The following is a 14,684-nucleotide window of genomic DNA, read 5'->3' as shown; positions in this document are numbered from 1 at the left end:
ATGTTATATTTTATTCACTATTTTAATCAAGATTCCTGCTAAATAAACCCATAGATATTTTTTACAATAATTACAAACAGATCCTACTCCTCGCCAAATAAAACTAAGGAATAGGATCTATAAACGAAATATTCCTTTCGGTAGCCTGACAGTCCTAGCATAATAATTACACCGTAAACTCATAACTTTGCGACCTTATTTTTCAATAAGTGTGACTTTTTTGAGGATAAATCGATTTATTTACTTTTTAATTACTTATTACAATAATACTAGATAATTTTCGTTTTTCCTTTCTCAACCAGATATTATTTTTTAATCCAGTTATAAAAATAGATTAACTAAACAAATCCTCCCCTGAATTCAGGGGAGGATAGTCAATTTGAAATACTATTAGGGTATAATATTTTTAAATAATTCCTTAAGTTTATTCATCTCCCATAGCAACTTCATTAATGAAGTTGTTACTTAATATTTCCAGCTTCCTAAACTTCAGCAGCTATTTCTTGACTGATCTCTACTACTTTTTTTATCTCCTCTAATGTATTAAAATAACCAACACTAAATCTAACTGTCCCCTGTTCAAAAGTACCTAAACTACGGTGAGCTAAAGGAGCACAATGGAGACCAGTTCTGACTGCTACATCAAAGGCCTTATCTAAAACATAACCTACTTCACCTGCATCTTCAGTGCCAAAATTAACTGACAGAAGTTGCACTTGATTCTCTATCTCAGTTGGTCTATATAAATTAACTTCTGGTATCTGTTCTAATTCAGTAACTAAATACTTTACTAATTTTTTCTCATGTTGTCTAATATCAGCTAAACCTTGCTCTAGAATAAATTCTACTCCTGACTGTAAGCCAGCTAAACCAACTGTATTAGGGGTTCCACTCTCGTATCTATCTGGTCTGATCCGAGGTTGGTAAATATCCTCTGAATTACTACCAGTTCCTCCTGTTAGTAGGGGGTTGAGTTCTATATCCTCCTTTAAATACAGTCCTCCTGTCCCTGGCGGGCCAAATAAAGACTTATGCCCTGTAAAAGCTAGCAGATCAATCTTCATCTGTTGGACATCAATCGGATAAACCCCAGCTGTCTGGGCGGCATCAACTAATAATCTAATATCTTTATCTGCTACTAACTCTCCTAATTCTGCTAGAGGTAATAAATAACCAGTTACATTAGAAGCATGACTTACAGCTACTAACTTAGTATTCTCCTGGAGACTATTCTGTATCTGCTCTAACTTAACCTGGCCTCTATTATCTGCAGGAACAATTGTTAACTCTATCTCTGGTTCTAATTCTTTTAGTGGTCGTAAAATAGAGTTATGGGCCAAACTAGTCGTTACTACATGATCTCCTGTTTCTAAATAACCTTGCAGAGCCAAATTTAAAGCTTCCGTTGCATTCTTAGTTAGGATAATCTCTTGACTACTAGTTGCATTAAAGAAATCTGCTATCAAATTTCTTGTCTGCCAGACTACTTCCCCAGCTTGAGCAGCCATCTGATGTCCGGCCCGACCTGGGTTGGCTGCCTTCTGGCGCATAAACTGATCCATAGCCTGATAGACTTGTTCTGGTTTCGGCCAACTTGTAGCTGCATTATCAAGATAAATCACTTACATCATCCCTTTTTTACTTATTCTTGGGCCCAAATCTCTTTAGCAGTGGGAAAAGGTTCTAAAGCCCGATCCAAAATCCCATGCACATGAGCAATCAACATCCCATAATTAATAACTGGAATACCTAAACTGTCAGCTTTCTTTAACCGATATAATATTTCTTTTCTATTCGTCATACAACCACCACACTGGACTATCAAATCATATTTCTCAATCTGTCCTGGAAATTCTCGGCCAGCTACATGGTCAAACTCCAATTCTCCACCAACAAATCCTTCTATCCAATTAGGAATCTTGACTGTTCCTATATCCTCAGCAGTCCGATGATGAGTACAAGATTCAGCTATTAAGACTTGATCGCCCGGATTTAATGCTTCAATTCCTTTAACTCCCCTAGTATAAATCTCTAAATCACCTTTATAGCGAGCAAAAAGAATAGAAAAACCAGTCAACTTAATCTCTTCTGGTACTACAGTAGATACATCTTTAAAGGCTTGTGAATCAGTTACCACCATCTCTGGCTTAGACTCCAGCTCAGCTAAAGCTCCTTCTAATTCAGTATCCTTGGCCACCATTGCCTGCGCATCATTATCCAATACATCACGTAAAGTCTGCATCTGAGGTAAGATCAAGCGCCCCTTAGGTGCAGCACTATCAATTGGAACTACTAGAACAACTGTATCTTGAGGCTCGATTAAATCACCAATAATATGTGGCTCTTCAAATTCGGTTGGAGCATTAAAGACAATCTCTTTCTTTAGTTCTTCAACTCCTGTCTCTTCTGTAGCACTGACAGTTAATAACTTAGTACCTAACTCTTCCATTAGTTCTTGTTCATCTATTTCTTCTACTTTGTCTAATTTATTAATAACTCCTACTACAGGTATTTCTCTAGCTTCAACTTCTGCTAACAGTTCCTTCTCGTAGTCACCAACTCCTTGTTCAGGATCAACTACTAAGACTGCTAAATCAGTCCGGCCTAAGACTTCTTTAGTCTTCTTGACTCGTAACTCACCTAATTCACCTGTATCATCAATTCCGGCAGTATCAATCATCGTTACTGGACCTAAAGGATGTAATTCCATCGACTTATAAACTGGGTCCGTAGTAGTCCCTGCTATCTCTGATACAACTGCTAATTCCTGATTAGTTAAAGCATTAATCAAACTCGATTTACCAACATTTCTCCGCCCTAAAATAGCTATATGAACTCGATTAGCCTGTGGTGTTTTCTGCATCTATCTCACTCCTATCTATCCGCTTAAGTTGGTCTAGATTAATATATGGGGGAATTTTTCGATCAGCCTCTAAAATGGATTGAACAGCAAAATCTAAATCAACCATATTCTTCTCACTATAAATCTGATAATTATCTCGTAAGGCAGGAGGAGTCATAATCAACATAATCACATTAGCTCCTGCTCTTAAGCCTTCTGTTTGCCCATCTTCAGTTAAAGAAGCTAAGGCAGTCGTCGAAGGAATAAATACATTTTGACAGACCAGACGCATCACTGCTACAACCTTTAGTGATAATAAAAAATCACCAGCAGTATAGTCTTCGTATGGTGTTCCAGCAGCTGGTAAAAACGGGCCAACTCCAATCATATGAATCCCATACTTCTTCTGGAAGAGAATATCTTCAGCTAAGTGGTCTATAGTCTGATTAGGTAGACCAATCATCCCTCCTGAGCCAGTAATATAACCTAATTCCTTGAGCCATTTAGTATGCTGTTTTCTCGTCTCATAATCATCATCAGGATTAATCTGGTCAAATAAACAAAGATTAGCTGCTTCTATCTTGAGCAAATAGTTGTTGGCCCCTGCCTCTCTAAAAGTCTGGTACTCTTTATAAGATCGCTCACCTAAACTAAGAGTAATCTGCATCCCAAACTCTTCTTTAATCCGTCGGATGATACTAACAATTTTATCAGTAGTATACCACGGATCCTCACCAGACTGGAGAATAACCGTCTTAATCCCTAACTCATTTATCTCCGCTACTCCTTCTAAAATTTCATCCTCAGTCATTCGATAGCGGGGAATATCATTATCCCGACGCAAGCCGCAATAGTTGCAATTTTTAGTACAATAGTTAGAAAACTCAATTGCTGCTCGAATATCAACCATATCGCTGACCATTTCTTGTCTTATTCTATTAGCTGAAGCAAATAAAGCCTCTAGCTCATCATCACCTTCCGCGTCTAAAAGGCTAATTACCTCTTGTTTGGATAATACTCCATCTTGAGCTACCTTACTTAAAGCTTTCTTGAATCCAGCTCTCAAATCAAGTTCCAATAAATCCTGCCATTCTGCTCTTCTATCCTTGGGCTCAATAGGATAGATATCTTCCCACTCAATAGTAGAGTAATTATTGAGTACTTCTTCTACTTTAGATTCTTGGTGTCTACTAAAGCGAATAGCTGTTGTACAAGCTGAGCCAATCCCCTGTGGGGTAGGAACCAGCTCAGTTGTAATTCCTTGCTTCTTAAGCCGTTGATTAGCTTCTAGCATATGATGAGTAGAAGCACAGACTAAAACTGACTGTTCATCACTTTCCTCAGCTAAAAATTTATCCCGTAAAGCCATTTTGCCACCTGCTTTCGAATTAGTCGTGAGCTATGAGTCGTGAGTCATGAGCTAATTCAAAACCAAAATCCCAATCAAAAAGATATCTCAAACTTCATAAAGATTAGATTTTGATTGTAGAGGTTTTGAACTAGCTCACAGCTAATAGCTGATGACTCATAGCTTAAACTTCTATATACTGCTCAAATAAATCTAGTAGTTGCTCCTTAACATCTGCAATATTCTGCCCTAGTAAAACATAATCTGCATTCTCTACTATTGTCTGCGGAGGAATAAACTGTTCTGTTCCTATCTTAAAGACATGTTCTACCCGCTTGCCATGCTTCTTAGCTAACCAGACCTTCATCTGATTTTTATCTATTAGATTACTTATCTCTGTTTTAAAAGTATAAATCTCGTTCTCCATTAGCAACCCGCCTTAATTTATCTTCTAATTCCTCTTTAATCTCTGGATTGTTAATTTCCGCCATTTTATCAGCTATTAACTGCTCACCATCTTGTCTAGTCTCCTCAGTTGCATAATCCTCTAAATACTCTTTAAAAGTTAAGATAGCATTCGGAGTACAATAACGCTTAATAAAACCGGGAATAGCAAACTCCATAAAGTGTTCTCCTGTTCGGCCTAACCGATAACAAGCAGTACAAAAAGAAGGCAATTGACCATTATTAACTTGTTCGTGGATTACTTCTTCTAAGGACCGAGTATCACCAATCTTAAACTGTTCTCGATTTAAATCCTGTTCCTCACCCTTGGCTGTATAACCATTCATCTCAATTCTTGTTCCTGCATCAATCTGGGAAACCCCTAATTCAATTACTTCTCGTCTAATCTCAGCACTTTCTCTAGCAGTTAAAATCAACCCCGTATATGGTACTGCCAAACGTAAGATAGCTACTAGTCGTTTGAATTCAGCATCATCAACTAAATACTCCTCATCAATATCCATATTAGTAGCTTCTTTTAAACGAGGGAAAGAAATAGTATGCGGGCCAACTCCATACTTCTCCTCGAGATGGATTGTATGCTCTAATAAACCTAACACTTCGTATTTCCAGTCATATAGTCCGAACAAGGCACCAATACCTACATCATCAACCTCAGCCTCCATTGCTCTATCTAAGCCTGTCAGACGCCAAGCAAAGTCCGATTTAGGTCCAGAAGGATGAACTTGCTGGTAAGTCTCATGATGATATGTCTCTTGGAAGATCTGATAGGTCCCAATACCAACTTCTTTAAGTTTTTTATAACCTGCAACATCAAGTGGAGCAGCATTAATATTAACTCGTCTAATCTCCCCTGTATCCTCTTTAGTGTCATAAACTGTTTTAACAGTCTCAGCAATAAAATCAGCGTCATAATCAGGATGTTCCCCATAAACTAAAATAGATCGCTTCTGACCTCTTGATTCTAGAGCTTTAATCTGGTCAGCTAACTGGTCATGACTTAGAGTACACCGCTCAATTTGACTATTAGAAGCCTTAAAACCACAATACTTACAGTTATTAATACATTTATTTCCTACATATAAAGGAGCAAAAAATACAATTCGATCACCATACACCTTATTCTTTAACTGTTTGGCCCCAGCTAAAATCTTATCTATCTCTTCAGGTTGATCAGCCTGTAATAAACAAGCTGTCTCCTGGAGACTCAATCGTTCCTTATTTAAAGACTTATTAATAATCCTTTCTATCTCTCTTTCAGTCGGCTCTACCTCGGTTAAAATTCGTTCTAATTTAGCATCCTCTATAAAATCCTGATTCATGTTATCACCTCATTTTTTTTAATTGACAATTAAACTTAATTGATATAAAGTGGCACTTTCGTGCCACTTTATATCAGCTATCAGCTGTCTGCTATGTGTCGTGAGCCAAGTCAAATTCTTCAATTCAAAACCATAGATATAGTTCAGCCCTTTAGAATATAGGAATTATAAGGGTTAGGTTTTGAATTTGAATGTTTTGAATTGGCTGACAGCACACAGCACACGATTGACGACTGTGTCACCTTTGGTGACACAATATATCAATAATGTACAATTAGCAATTACTTTCCTACTCCAAATAAAAAAGACTTACCCTGAGGGCAAGTCGCGATTTACTACGCCTATTGCTTAGCCCTCTGGGTGATCAGGTCCCCCCCTTTCACTAAGAGTTGCTTTTTTAATTGTGAGTTCATCCTCTAAAGCAGGATTTCTCCCACTTTATTAGACTACTATGCAACTTACAAGTTTATTATACCTTACCTCTTGAGCAGTTGCAAATAGGAGCTTAGCCGATATTTTCCGAGTTACTTTATTATATATATTTTATCTCGGAAATTTTCCGAATTCATCACTCAGTAATCCGAAATGTAGTGATAGCAATTACTTCCTGATTACAATATAGATAAATCGTGTACTCTCCTACCTGGTCAGGAACAAAAAGTTGTGTTTGTGTTTTATTAGAAAAACTAATATAATCTCGAACTACATTCTTAGAAAAATTAGATAAAGATAATAAATTAACTAATTTATCTTGAGGATCAAACCACTTGACGACTAAATTATGATTTTGCTCATCAGCAAGCCACGCTACATAGTATTGAACTCCATCATCTTCACTTAAACTAAACTCCTGTTGAATAGTAACTGGTACCCCTTGCTCATTCAATCCTTCTGTAGTTAATAAAGTTTCTAGTTTAACTTGAGCCACTGCTGGAGGACAAGCTAGTAGCAAGATTAAGAGTATAAGAATTATTTTTTTCAGTCTTGGCCCCTCCTATATTGATAATTCCTATAATGGATTCTTAGTTGGTTGTCCTGCTTGTCTAGGATACTCTAGTGGCGTAGAAGCAACTTTATCTACTAGTACTAATCTTCTTTCTGCTTCTCTAAATGGTAGATTAAGTTCCTGTACTTGATTTAGTTGTCCTCCTAATTCTTGAATTGCTGCTTTACTATCTGCTAGTCCATTATCTACTTCTGGTCCTTTATGCGCTATAACTTGTCCTCCTACCTTAGTAAACGGTAGTAGATACTCAGCTAAAATATTCAACTTAGCTACTGCTCTAGCTAAAGCATAATCATAACTTGCCCGATACTCCTTAGCTTGACCATAGTCCTCAGCTCGTCCATGAATAAATTCCACTTTTTTTAAGCCTAACTTATAACAAACCCGGCGTAAAAAACTAATCCGTTTTTGTGAAGCATCCAGTAAAGTAAGATTTAACTCAGGATAAATAATCTTAATCGGCAGACCAGGAAAACCAGCTCCAGTTCCTACATCAATAATTTTCTCATTTCCCGTTAATTTTATTCCCGTTAAACAGGATAAGGAATCCAGGAAATGTTTAACAATAATTTCTTCTGCACTATCTAAAGCAGTTAAATTAATTTTTTGGTTCCATTTTTGTAAAATTTCCAGATAAGTTTTAAAATTTTTAATCTGTTTTTCAGTTAAATCAATTCCTAATTCTTTGGCTCCCTTAACTATTTTTTTCTTCTGCTTGATCATTTTATCACCTAATTTCTATCAAATTGTTCAAGATAAACAGTTAGAACTGAAATATCCGCTGGAGAAACGCCAGGGATTCGACTTGCTTGGCCTACAGAAAGCGGTCTGATCTGTTTTAACTTTTCTTTAGCTTCTAGACTTAGATTATCCAATTGCTCATAATCAATACTTGCCGGTATCTTAGCTTCTTCAAGCTCTTTTTGGCGCTTAATTTGTTCCTGCTGACGTTTAATATATCCTTCGTACTTGAGTTGGATTTCTACTTCTTCTTGCACAGCAGAGGATAATTCTGGCCGTTGAGGATCAAGAGCAGCTAAAGAATCATAATCCAGTTCAGGCCTTTTCAATAAATGACCTAAATTATCTTTATTCTTAACTTGAGCGCTATCCAAACTTGCCAGATAGTCTTGAGCCTCTTGGTCAGAAGAATAAATATCAGTATTTCGCAATCGTTTCTTTTCTGTTTTAATTGCTTCCTGTTTAGTCTGAAATTTATCATATCTGTCTTGGGAGATTAAACCTAATTTATATCCCAGAGGAGTTAACCTTAAATCAGCATTATCCTGGCGTAATACTAATCTATATTCAGCTCGCGAAGTCAACATTCGATAAGGTTCAGCAGTTCCTTGAGTTACTAAATCATCAATCAAAACACCTATATAAGCATCAGACCGGCCTAAAATAACTGAATCTCTCCCTTGGATTGCCCTAGCTGCATTAATCCCAGCCATAATTCCTTGGGCACCTGCCTCTTCATAACCGCTAGTACCATTCAGCTGACCAGCAGTATATAAATCAGTAACTAACTTAGTTTCTAAAGTAGGTTTTAAAACAGTAGGATCTAGACAATCATATTCAATAGCATAAGCAGGACGCATAATTTCTGCCTGACTAAAGCCAGGTAAAGTACGTAACATTTCTACTTGAATCTCCTCTGGTAGACTAGTAGAAAAACCAGATAAGTACATCTCATAAATATACTCTCCTTCTGGTTCTAAATACAGCTTATGCCTGTTCTTATCAGGAAATTTTTGTACTTTAGTCTCTAACGAAGGACAATATCTTGGCTCTTCCCCTTCTAATAAACCAGCTACCATAGGGGATTGATCAATATTTTCCTGAATCACCTGATGAGTCTGTTGGTTAGTAAATAACTCCCAACAGTCCTGCTGATTTAAATTATTGCTAATCGTCTGGTTTGTAAAAGAAAAAGCTACTGGCTCTTCTAAACCAGGTTGGACTTTTAATTCAGCAAAATCAATAGTTCTCTTATCTACCCGCGGAGGTGTTCCTGTCTTGAATCTTCTTAATTCAAAACCTAACTCTTCTAAATTGGCTGATAAAGCATTTGCTGGAAACTGATGATGGGGACCAGAATTAAAACTAGTCTGGCCTACGATGATCTCTCCTTGCAAGAAAGTACCTGTCGTTAGGATTACTTTTTGAGCCCTGAATTGAGCCCCACTTTTAATCTTAACCCCTTGGACAATATCATTCTCTACAATTAATTCCTCTACTAACCCCTGGCGTAAATTAAGATTAGCTTCTTGCTCTAAAACCTGCTTCATCTCTAGGTGATAAGTCATTTTATCTGCTTGAGCTCGTAAAGCTTGGACAGCAGGACCTTTACCAGTATTTAATTTCCGGATATGGATACAAGCACGATCAATATTCTTAGCCATCTCCCCACCTAAAGCATCTATCTCCCGGACAATATTAGTTTTAGCTGGCCCACCAATTGCTGGATTACAAGGCATTAAAGCAATATTATCCAGATCAATAGTAAGTACTAAAGTCTGACACCCTAGCCGAGCACTAGCTAAAGCCGCTTCACAACCAGCATGACCAGCACCTACTACAATTACATCATACTCTTTCATTAATGATCCCTCTCTAACTGTTCTAAATAAATCATTAGTGACGAAATATCAGCTGGTGAAACACCAGAAATTCTAGAAGCTTGACCTAAAGAGACTGGTCTAATCCGATCTAATTTTTCTCTCGCTTCTAACCTTAAATTATCCAACTGCTGATAATCAATATCTGTTGGTAACTTCTTTTCTTCCATTTCTTTAAACTTTTCTACTTGTTTAAGTTGTTTTTTAATATAACCTCGATACTTAACTCTAATCTTGACTTGTTCTTTAACTTCCGGGCCAATCTCTGGTATCTCAGCAGATAATTTATTTAAATCATGATAATCAACTTCTGGTCGCTGCAGAATGGTAGCTAAATTAACAGGTTTCTTTAATCCACCACTGCCTAATTCTTGCAAAGTCTGGCGAACTTCTTTCGTAGGAGTAATCCTAGTATTATCTAAGACTTCCAAAGCAGATTCAATCTTATTCTTTTTATCTTTTACTTGTCTATAATCATCTTCTGCTAGTAACCCTACCTGATAACCAATCTCGCTTAATCTTAAATCAGCATTATCATGGCGCAATAATAATCTATACTCCGCTCGCGAAGTCAACATTCGATAAGGTTCGCTAGTACCTTTAGTTACTAAATCATCAATTAAAACACCTATATAAGCCTCAGACCGCTTCAAAATCAAAGGTTCTTCATCTCTTATAGATAATACAGCGTTAATTCCAGCCATTAAACCTTGGGCTCCTGCTTCTTCATAACCACTTGTTCCATTAATTTGGCCTGCTGTATAAAGATCAGTTACTACTTTATTATCCATTGTTGGTTGTAACTGATAGGGAGGAATATAATCATACTCTACAGCATAACCTGGTCGTACAATCTCCGCTTCTTCTAAACCAGGTACACTTCTGATAATATCTTCTTGGAACTCCTCAGGCATACTAGTAGTTAACCCATTTAAATAGAGTTCATTAGTATCTGCTCCTTCAGGTTCTACAAAAACCTGATGACTTTCCTTATCTGGAAAGCGCATTACTTTCCGATCAATAGAAGGACAATACCTTGGGCCTTCCCCTTCTACAATTCCTGTTGATAGCGGAGATTCTTCGATATTTTTCTTGATTACTTCTTTAGTGTCCTCATTAGTTCTTGTCAGCCAACACGGAATCTGCTCTCTTTCATCTCTTGAAGCAAAGAAGGAAAACTGTAAGGGCTCTTCTGCTCCAGGATGAACTCTCATCTGCTCCAGATTGGCTGTACTCTTATCTACTCGCGGAGGAGTAGCTGTCTGGAATCTATCCAGTTCAATCCCTGCTTCTTCAAGACTATCAGCTAATTTAACTGCTGCAAATTCCCCTTGTCGACCACCAGTATACTTAATATCACCAATAATTACTTTACCATTTAACGAAGTACCTGTGGTTAAAACTACTTTCTCAGCCTGATAGCTAACTCCTGTAATAGTCTCTACTCCTGTTGCTACTCCTTGCTCAATCATTATATCTGTTACTACTGTTTGTTTAAGGTCAAGGTTATCCTGTTCTTGTAAAGTCTTAGTCATCTCTACTTGATACTTATGCTTATCCGCTTGCGCTCTTAAAGCATGGACAGCTGGTCCTTTAGAGGTATTTAACAATTGCATATTCACATAAGCTTTATCAATATTTTTACCCATTTCTCCTCCTAAAGCATCTATCTCTCGGACAATATTTCCCTTAGCCGGACCTCCAATAGAAGGATTACAAGGCATTAAAGCAACGTGATCAATATTTAAAGTTAATAATAAAGTACTACAACCCATCCGAGCACTAGCTAAAGCTGCTTCACAACCTGCATGTCCAGCACCAATTACTATAATATCATACTCTTTCATTCCTCTTCCTCCTTCTTATAAAACCAATTGACAATAGACAATTTACAATCAAAAATTATCCTTTTTAAAATTTTGATACAGGTTAATAATTTTACGACAGATATAATATCCTAATACCAATACCACGATGAGAGTATCATGTAAGAATTAATTTTTGAAATATACAGATTTATTAAGAATTCTAATTGTCAACTGTCAATTGTTAATTGTAAATTAATGTTACTTCCCTAAACAAAAATCAGCAAAGATCTGATCTATAATATCCTCACTTAGAGTATCACCAGTAATCTCTCCTACTGCCTCTAAAGCTTCGCGTAAATCAATAGTTAAAAAGTCATTAGGTAAACCTTGGTTAAAGGTTTCTTTCACATCGGATAAACTCTGTTTAGCTCTATCCAAAGCATTCTTATGTCTTAAGTTGGTGATTAAAGTTTGATTACTAGCTTGGACTTGTCCACTAAAAGCTAAATCAGATATTACTTCTTCTAAATCATCAATTCCTTTATTATCCACAGCTGCTGTTTTAACAATTGGACTATCTCCTGCTAAGTCTTTTACTGTTGCCCAATCAACTTCATTCTCTAAATCCAATTTATTAGCCACAATAACTCTTTCTTTATCTTCAGTTGCTGCAATTAATTCCCGATCCTCCTGGGCAATACCTTGGTTTAAATCTAAGACTAATAAGACTACATCGGCCTTAGCTAAAAATTCTTCCGATTTTTCTATTCCAATTCTTTCTACCTCATCCTCAGCTTCTCTAATCCCTGCTGTATCAATAATCTTCACCGGAATTCCATCCAAATTGATTACTTCTTCAATCACATCTCGAGTTGTCCCTGGAACTTCTGTCACAATAGCTCGTTTTTCTCTCAGTAAAGAATTTAATAAAGTTGATTTTCCCACATTCGGACGACCAATAATTGCTGCTTCAATTCCTTCTTTAATTATCTTACCTCGTTCACTTGTCTGTAATAACTTATCAACTTTGGCTATTACTTGATCAATCCGCTCTCCTAACTCAGCAGAGGAAAAATCATCTATTTCATCCTCAGGAAAATCAATTGTAGCTTCTAAATGGGCCAATAATGAAACTATATCTTGCCGAATAGCAGTTACTTTAGCTGCTAAACCTCCTTCTAGTTGGTCGACAGCTACTTCTAAATTAGCCTCTGTTTGCGAGCGAATCAAATCAATGACAGCCTCAGCTTGGGATAGATCAATCCGCCCATTTAAAAAGGCTCGCTTCGTAAACTCACCAGGATCAGCTAATCTAGCCCCTTGGTGGAGGACAAGATCTAAGATCTTCTTTAAAATCACAGTTCCTCCGTGACAATCTATTTCTACTATATCCTCAGTAGTATATGTTTTAGGAGCTCTCATAACCAAAGTTATAACTTCATCTACTGTTTGGTCTGTTGTAGGATGGACTAAATGACCATAATGGGCTGTATAACTATCTACTTCCGTTAAACTCTTATTTCCTTTACTTTTAAAAACAGTATCTGCTATTTCTATTGCCTCAGGACCACTAATTCTAACAATTCCAATCCCGCCTTCACTAACAGCAGTAGAAATAGCTGCAATCGTATCAGCCTGATACATTGATAACACCTCCAATAATTAAATTATCCTAGTCAAGTTATTTTAATTAATATACCACTAAATTAAAGAAACCCAGTATTAAAAAATACTGGGCAAACTATTATTCAGCCTTAATTACTACTTTCCGATTAGGATCTTGGCCCTTACTATAAGTAGATACATTGGATATATTCTGAATAACTTTATGAATAACCTTTCTCTCATGAGAAGGCATGGGATCTAAACTAATCTGCCCTCCTTTATTTTTAGCTTTATCAGCTAATTTAACAGCTAACTGTTCTAAAGTATTTCTTCTTCTCTCGCGGTAACCTTCAGCATCTAATATAACTCGTAAATAGTCATTTTCTCCTTTATTAACTGCTAGATTAGTAAGATACTGTAATGAATCTAAAGTTTTACCTCGATGTCCAATGATGATTCCTAGGTCATCCCCAGATATATTAAAAACAACTTCGTTATCACTAGTTCTATTTTCAGCTAATTCCACTTCAAAACCTAAATCCATCTTAGTTAATAATTTTTCTAAAAAGAAAAAAGCTTTTTCTACTTTAGACTTTTCTGTTTTAACCTCTAATTTGGCAATTTGTTTACCAAAAATACCTAAAAAACCAGATTTAGGCTCCTTTAATACCTTGTATTCAACCTGATCTCGGGAAACATCTAATTTCTTTAATCCTTCCTTAAGGGCCTCTTCAATATTTTCACCAGTTACAATGACCCTTTGCATCTTAATTAGATTCCTCCTTTAATTCTAAATCATCACTAGACTCAGTATATAATATATATTGTTGCACAGTCATTACTAGATTAGAAATAAACCAATACAGTAAAACTCCTGATGGTAGGCTATAACCAATAACCACAATTAATAATGGCATAAAGTAAGCCATCTTATTCCCCCCACCAGTACCTCCTGACAATTTCTGTGTTAATAAGCTCTGACCTAACATAGTCAATCCAGTCAGAATAACTAAAGGAAGATACGGATTACTCAAATCAGGAATTAACAAAAATGGTTGTCCTACTAATTCTTCCCAACCGCGCAATCCTCTAAACAAACCAATTAAAATAGGCATCTGTACTAAAAGAGGCAAACATCCAGAAGCAGGATTAACCTTATGCTTTTTGTATAACTTCATAGTTTCCTCTTGTAACTGCTCCTTATCATCACTATATTCTTCCTGTAACTCCTCCATCTCCGGCTGCAATTCCTGCATTTTCTTCATCGAACGAGTTTGTTTAGCTACTAACGGAAACAGAATCACTCGCACAGTCAAAGTTAATAAAATAATTGAAAAACCATAACTACCTGTGAAACTATAAACCCAAACTAATAGACTTTGCATTATATCTCCTAACCAACCAAAGACACCAAGTGACAGTGTTGCTAACAAAATAAACCCTCCCTAATCTACTGGGTCATAACCCCCAGGATGAAACGGATGACACTTAAAAATTCTTTTCAGTGCCAACCAACCACCTTTTAGTAATCCATATTTTTGTAAAGCCTTTCTAGCATAAGTAGAACAAGTAGGTCTAAACCGACAAGTACTCTTTCCTTTCAGCGGAGAAATAAACTTTTGATAAAACTTAATAAATTTTATTAAAATATTAGTTCCCCAGCTCAT

At 36.6% G+C, this 14,684-nt stretch carries 13 protein-coding genes and 1 riboswitch; all 13 genes read right to left on the bottom strand.

The window, feature by feature from the left end; translation table 11 throughout:
* Positions 1–136 precede the first annotated feature (136 nt).
* Positions 137–226, bottom strand: a riboswitch (cyclic di-GMP riboswitch).
* 256 nt (positions 227–482) lie between these two features.
* The 13 genes from ACYQ3D_RS01750 to yidD all read right to left on the bottom strand — a co-directional run bounded on the left by ACYQ3D_RS01750 (position 483) and on the right by yidD (position 14,684).
* Positions 483–1,622: an aminotransferase class V-fold PLP-dependent enzyme gene (locus ACYQ3D_RS01750; RefSeq protein WP_459835530.1), complete on the bottom strand. Its 1,140-nt coding sequence runs from the start codon at positions 1,620–1,622 to the stop codon at positions 483–485.
* Positions 1,623–1,642: 20 nt separating this feature from the next.
* On the bottom strand, positions 1,643–2,863 hold the full coding sequence (hydF, locus tag ACYQ3D_RS01745) for a [FeFe] hydrogenase H-cluster maturation GTPase HydF (RefSeq protein WP_459835528.1): 1,221 nt from the start codon (positions 2,861–2,863) through the stop codon (positions 1,643–1,645).
* A complete protein-coding gene (hydE, locus tag ACYQ3D_RS01740; RefSeq protein ID WP_459835526.1) occupies positions 2,841–4,211 on the bottom strand; it encodes a [FeFe] hydrogenase H-cluster radical SAM maturase HydE in 1,371 nt (456 codons plus the stop codon). Before hydE ends, hydF begins: the two co-directional genes overlap by 23 nt.
* Positions 4,212–4,374: 163 nt before the next feature.
* Positions 4,375–4,617: a hypothetical protein gene (locus tag ACYQ3D_RS01735; RefSeq protein WP_459835523.1), complete on the bottom strand. Its 243-nt coding sequence runs from the start codon at positions 4,615–4,617 to the stop codon at positions 4,375–4,377.
* Positions 4,592–5,977, bottom strand: coding sequence for a [FeFe] hydrogenase H-cluster radical SAM maturase HydG (hydG, locus tag ACYQ3D_RS01730; protein WP_459835521.1), 1,386 nt, complete (start codon positions 5,975–5,977; stop codon positions 4,592–4,594). Before hydG ends, ACYQ3D_RS01735 begins: the two co-directional genes overlap by 26 nt.
* A gap of 568 nt (positions 5,978–6,545) precedes the next feature.
* On the bottom strand, positions 6,546–6,905 hold the full coding sequence (locus ACYQ3D_RS01725) for a hypothetical protein (protein WP_459835519.1): 360 nt from the start codon (positions 6,903–6,905) through the stop codon (positions 6,546–6,548).
* A gap of 81 nt (positions 6,906–6,986) precedes the next feature.
* Complete coding sequence (rsmG, locus tag ACYQ3D_RS01720) at positions 6,987–7,706, bottom strand: 16S rRNA (guanine(527)-N(7))-methyltransferase RsmG (protein ID WP_459835517.1); 720 nt, start codon at positions 7,704–7,706, stop codon at positions 6,987–6,989.
* 8 nt (positions 7,707–7,714) lie between these two features.
* Entirely contained in the window at positions 7,715–9,586 is a 1,872-nt protein-coding gene (gene mnmG / locus ACYQ3D_RS01715; protein WP_459835515.1) for a tRNA uridine-5-carboxymethylaminomethyl(34) synthesis enzyme MnmG, read from the bottom strand.
* Positions 9,586–11,451 carry a tRNA uridine-5-carboxymethylaminomethyl(34) synthesis enzyme MnmG gene (gene mnmG, locus ACYQ3D_RS01710; protein WP_459835513.1) on the bottom strand — a complete coding sequence of 622 codons (1,866 nt, stop codon included), beginning with the start codon at positions 11,449–11,451 and terminating at the stop codon, positions 9,586–9,588. Before mnmG (ACYQ3D_RS01710) ends, mnmG (ACYQ3D_RS01715) begins: the two co-directional genes overlap by 1 nt.
* Positions 11,452–11,670: 219 nt before the next feature.
* Positions 11,671–13,056, bottom strand: a complete 1,386-nt coding sequence (mnmE, locus tag ACYQ3D_RS01705; protein ID WP_459835511.1) for a tRNA uridine-5-carboxymethylaminomethyl(34) synthesis GTPase MnmE — start codon at positions 13,054–13,056, stop codon at positions 11,671–11,673.
* A 100-nt stretch (positions 13,057–13,156) separates the two neighbouring features.
* Positions 13,157–13,783 carry an RNA-binding cell elongation regulator Jag/EloR gene (gene jag, locus ACYQ3D_RS01700; RefSeq protein WP_459835508.1) on the bottom strand — a complete coding sequence of 209 codons (627 nt, stop codon included), beginning with the start codon at positions 13,781–13,783 and terminating at the stop codon, positions 13,157–13,159.
* Position 13,784: 1 nt separating this feature from the next.
* Positions 13,785–14,450, bottom strand: coding sequence for a YidC/Oxa1 family membrane protein insertase (locus ACYQ3D_RS01695; RefSeq protein WP_459835506.1), 666 nt, complete (start codon positions 14,448–14,450; stop codon positions 13,785–13,787).
* 12 nt (positions 14,451–14,462) lie between these two features.
* Positions 14,463–14,684 (bottom strand): membrane protein insertion efficiency factor YidD, encoded by a 222-nt coding sequence (gene yidD / locus ACYQ3D_RS01690; RefSeq protein WP_459835503.1) that lies wholly within the window; start codon positions 14,682–14,684, stop codon positions 14,463–14,465.

The sequence above is a fragment of the Halanaerobaculum tunisiense genome, from assembly GCF_054657635.1.
Note: the sequence above shows the minus strand (reverse complement) of the source record. Positions and strands in the feature narration are given on the sequence as shown.

Bases quoted from the DNA above. Each gene is read 5' to 3' on its own strand.
- hydF (WP_459835528.1), bottom strand. From the start codon at position 2,863: ATGCAGAAAACACCACAGGCTAATCGAGTTCATATAGCTATTTTAGGG.
- rsmG (WP_459835517.1), bottom strand. From the start codon at position 7,706: ATGATCAAGCAGAAGAAAAAAATAGTTAAGGGAGCCAAAGAATTAGGA.
- mnmE (WP_459835511.1), bottom strand. From the start codon at position 13,056: ATGTATCAGGCTGATACGATTGCAGCTATTTCTACTGCTGTTAGTGAA.
- ACYQ3D_RS01735 (WP_459835523.1), bottom strand. From the start codon at position 4,617: ATGGAGAACGAGATTTATACTTTTAAAACAGAGATAAGTAATCTAATA.
- mnmG (WP_459835515.1), bottom strand. From the start codon at position 9,586: ATGAAAGAGTATGATGTAATTGTAGTAGGTGCTGGTCATGCTGGTTGT.
- yidD (WP_459835503.1), bottom strand. From the start codon at position 14,684: ATGAGCTGGGGAACTAATATTTTAATAAAATTTATTAAGTTTTATCAA.
- mnmG (WP_459835513.1), bottom strand. From the start codon at position 11,451: ATGAAAGAGTATGATATTATAGTAATTGGTGCTGGACATGCAGGTTGT.
- jag (WP_459835508.1), bottom strand. From the start codon at position 13,783: ATGCAAAGGGTCATTGTAACTGGTGAAAATATTGAAGAGGCCCTTAAG.
- hydG (WP_459835521.1), bottom strand. From the start codon at position 5,977: ATGAATCAGGATTTTATAGAGGATGCTAAATTAGAACGAATTTTAACC.
- hydE (WP_459835526.1), bottom strand. From the start codon at position 4,211: ATGGCTTTACGGGATAAATTTTTAGCTGAGGAAAGTGATGAACAGTCA.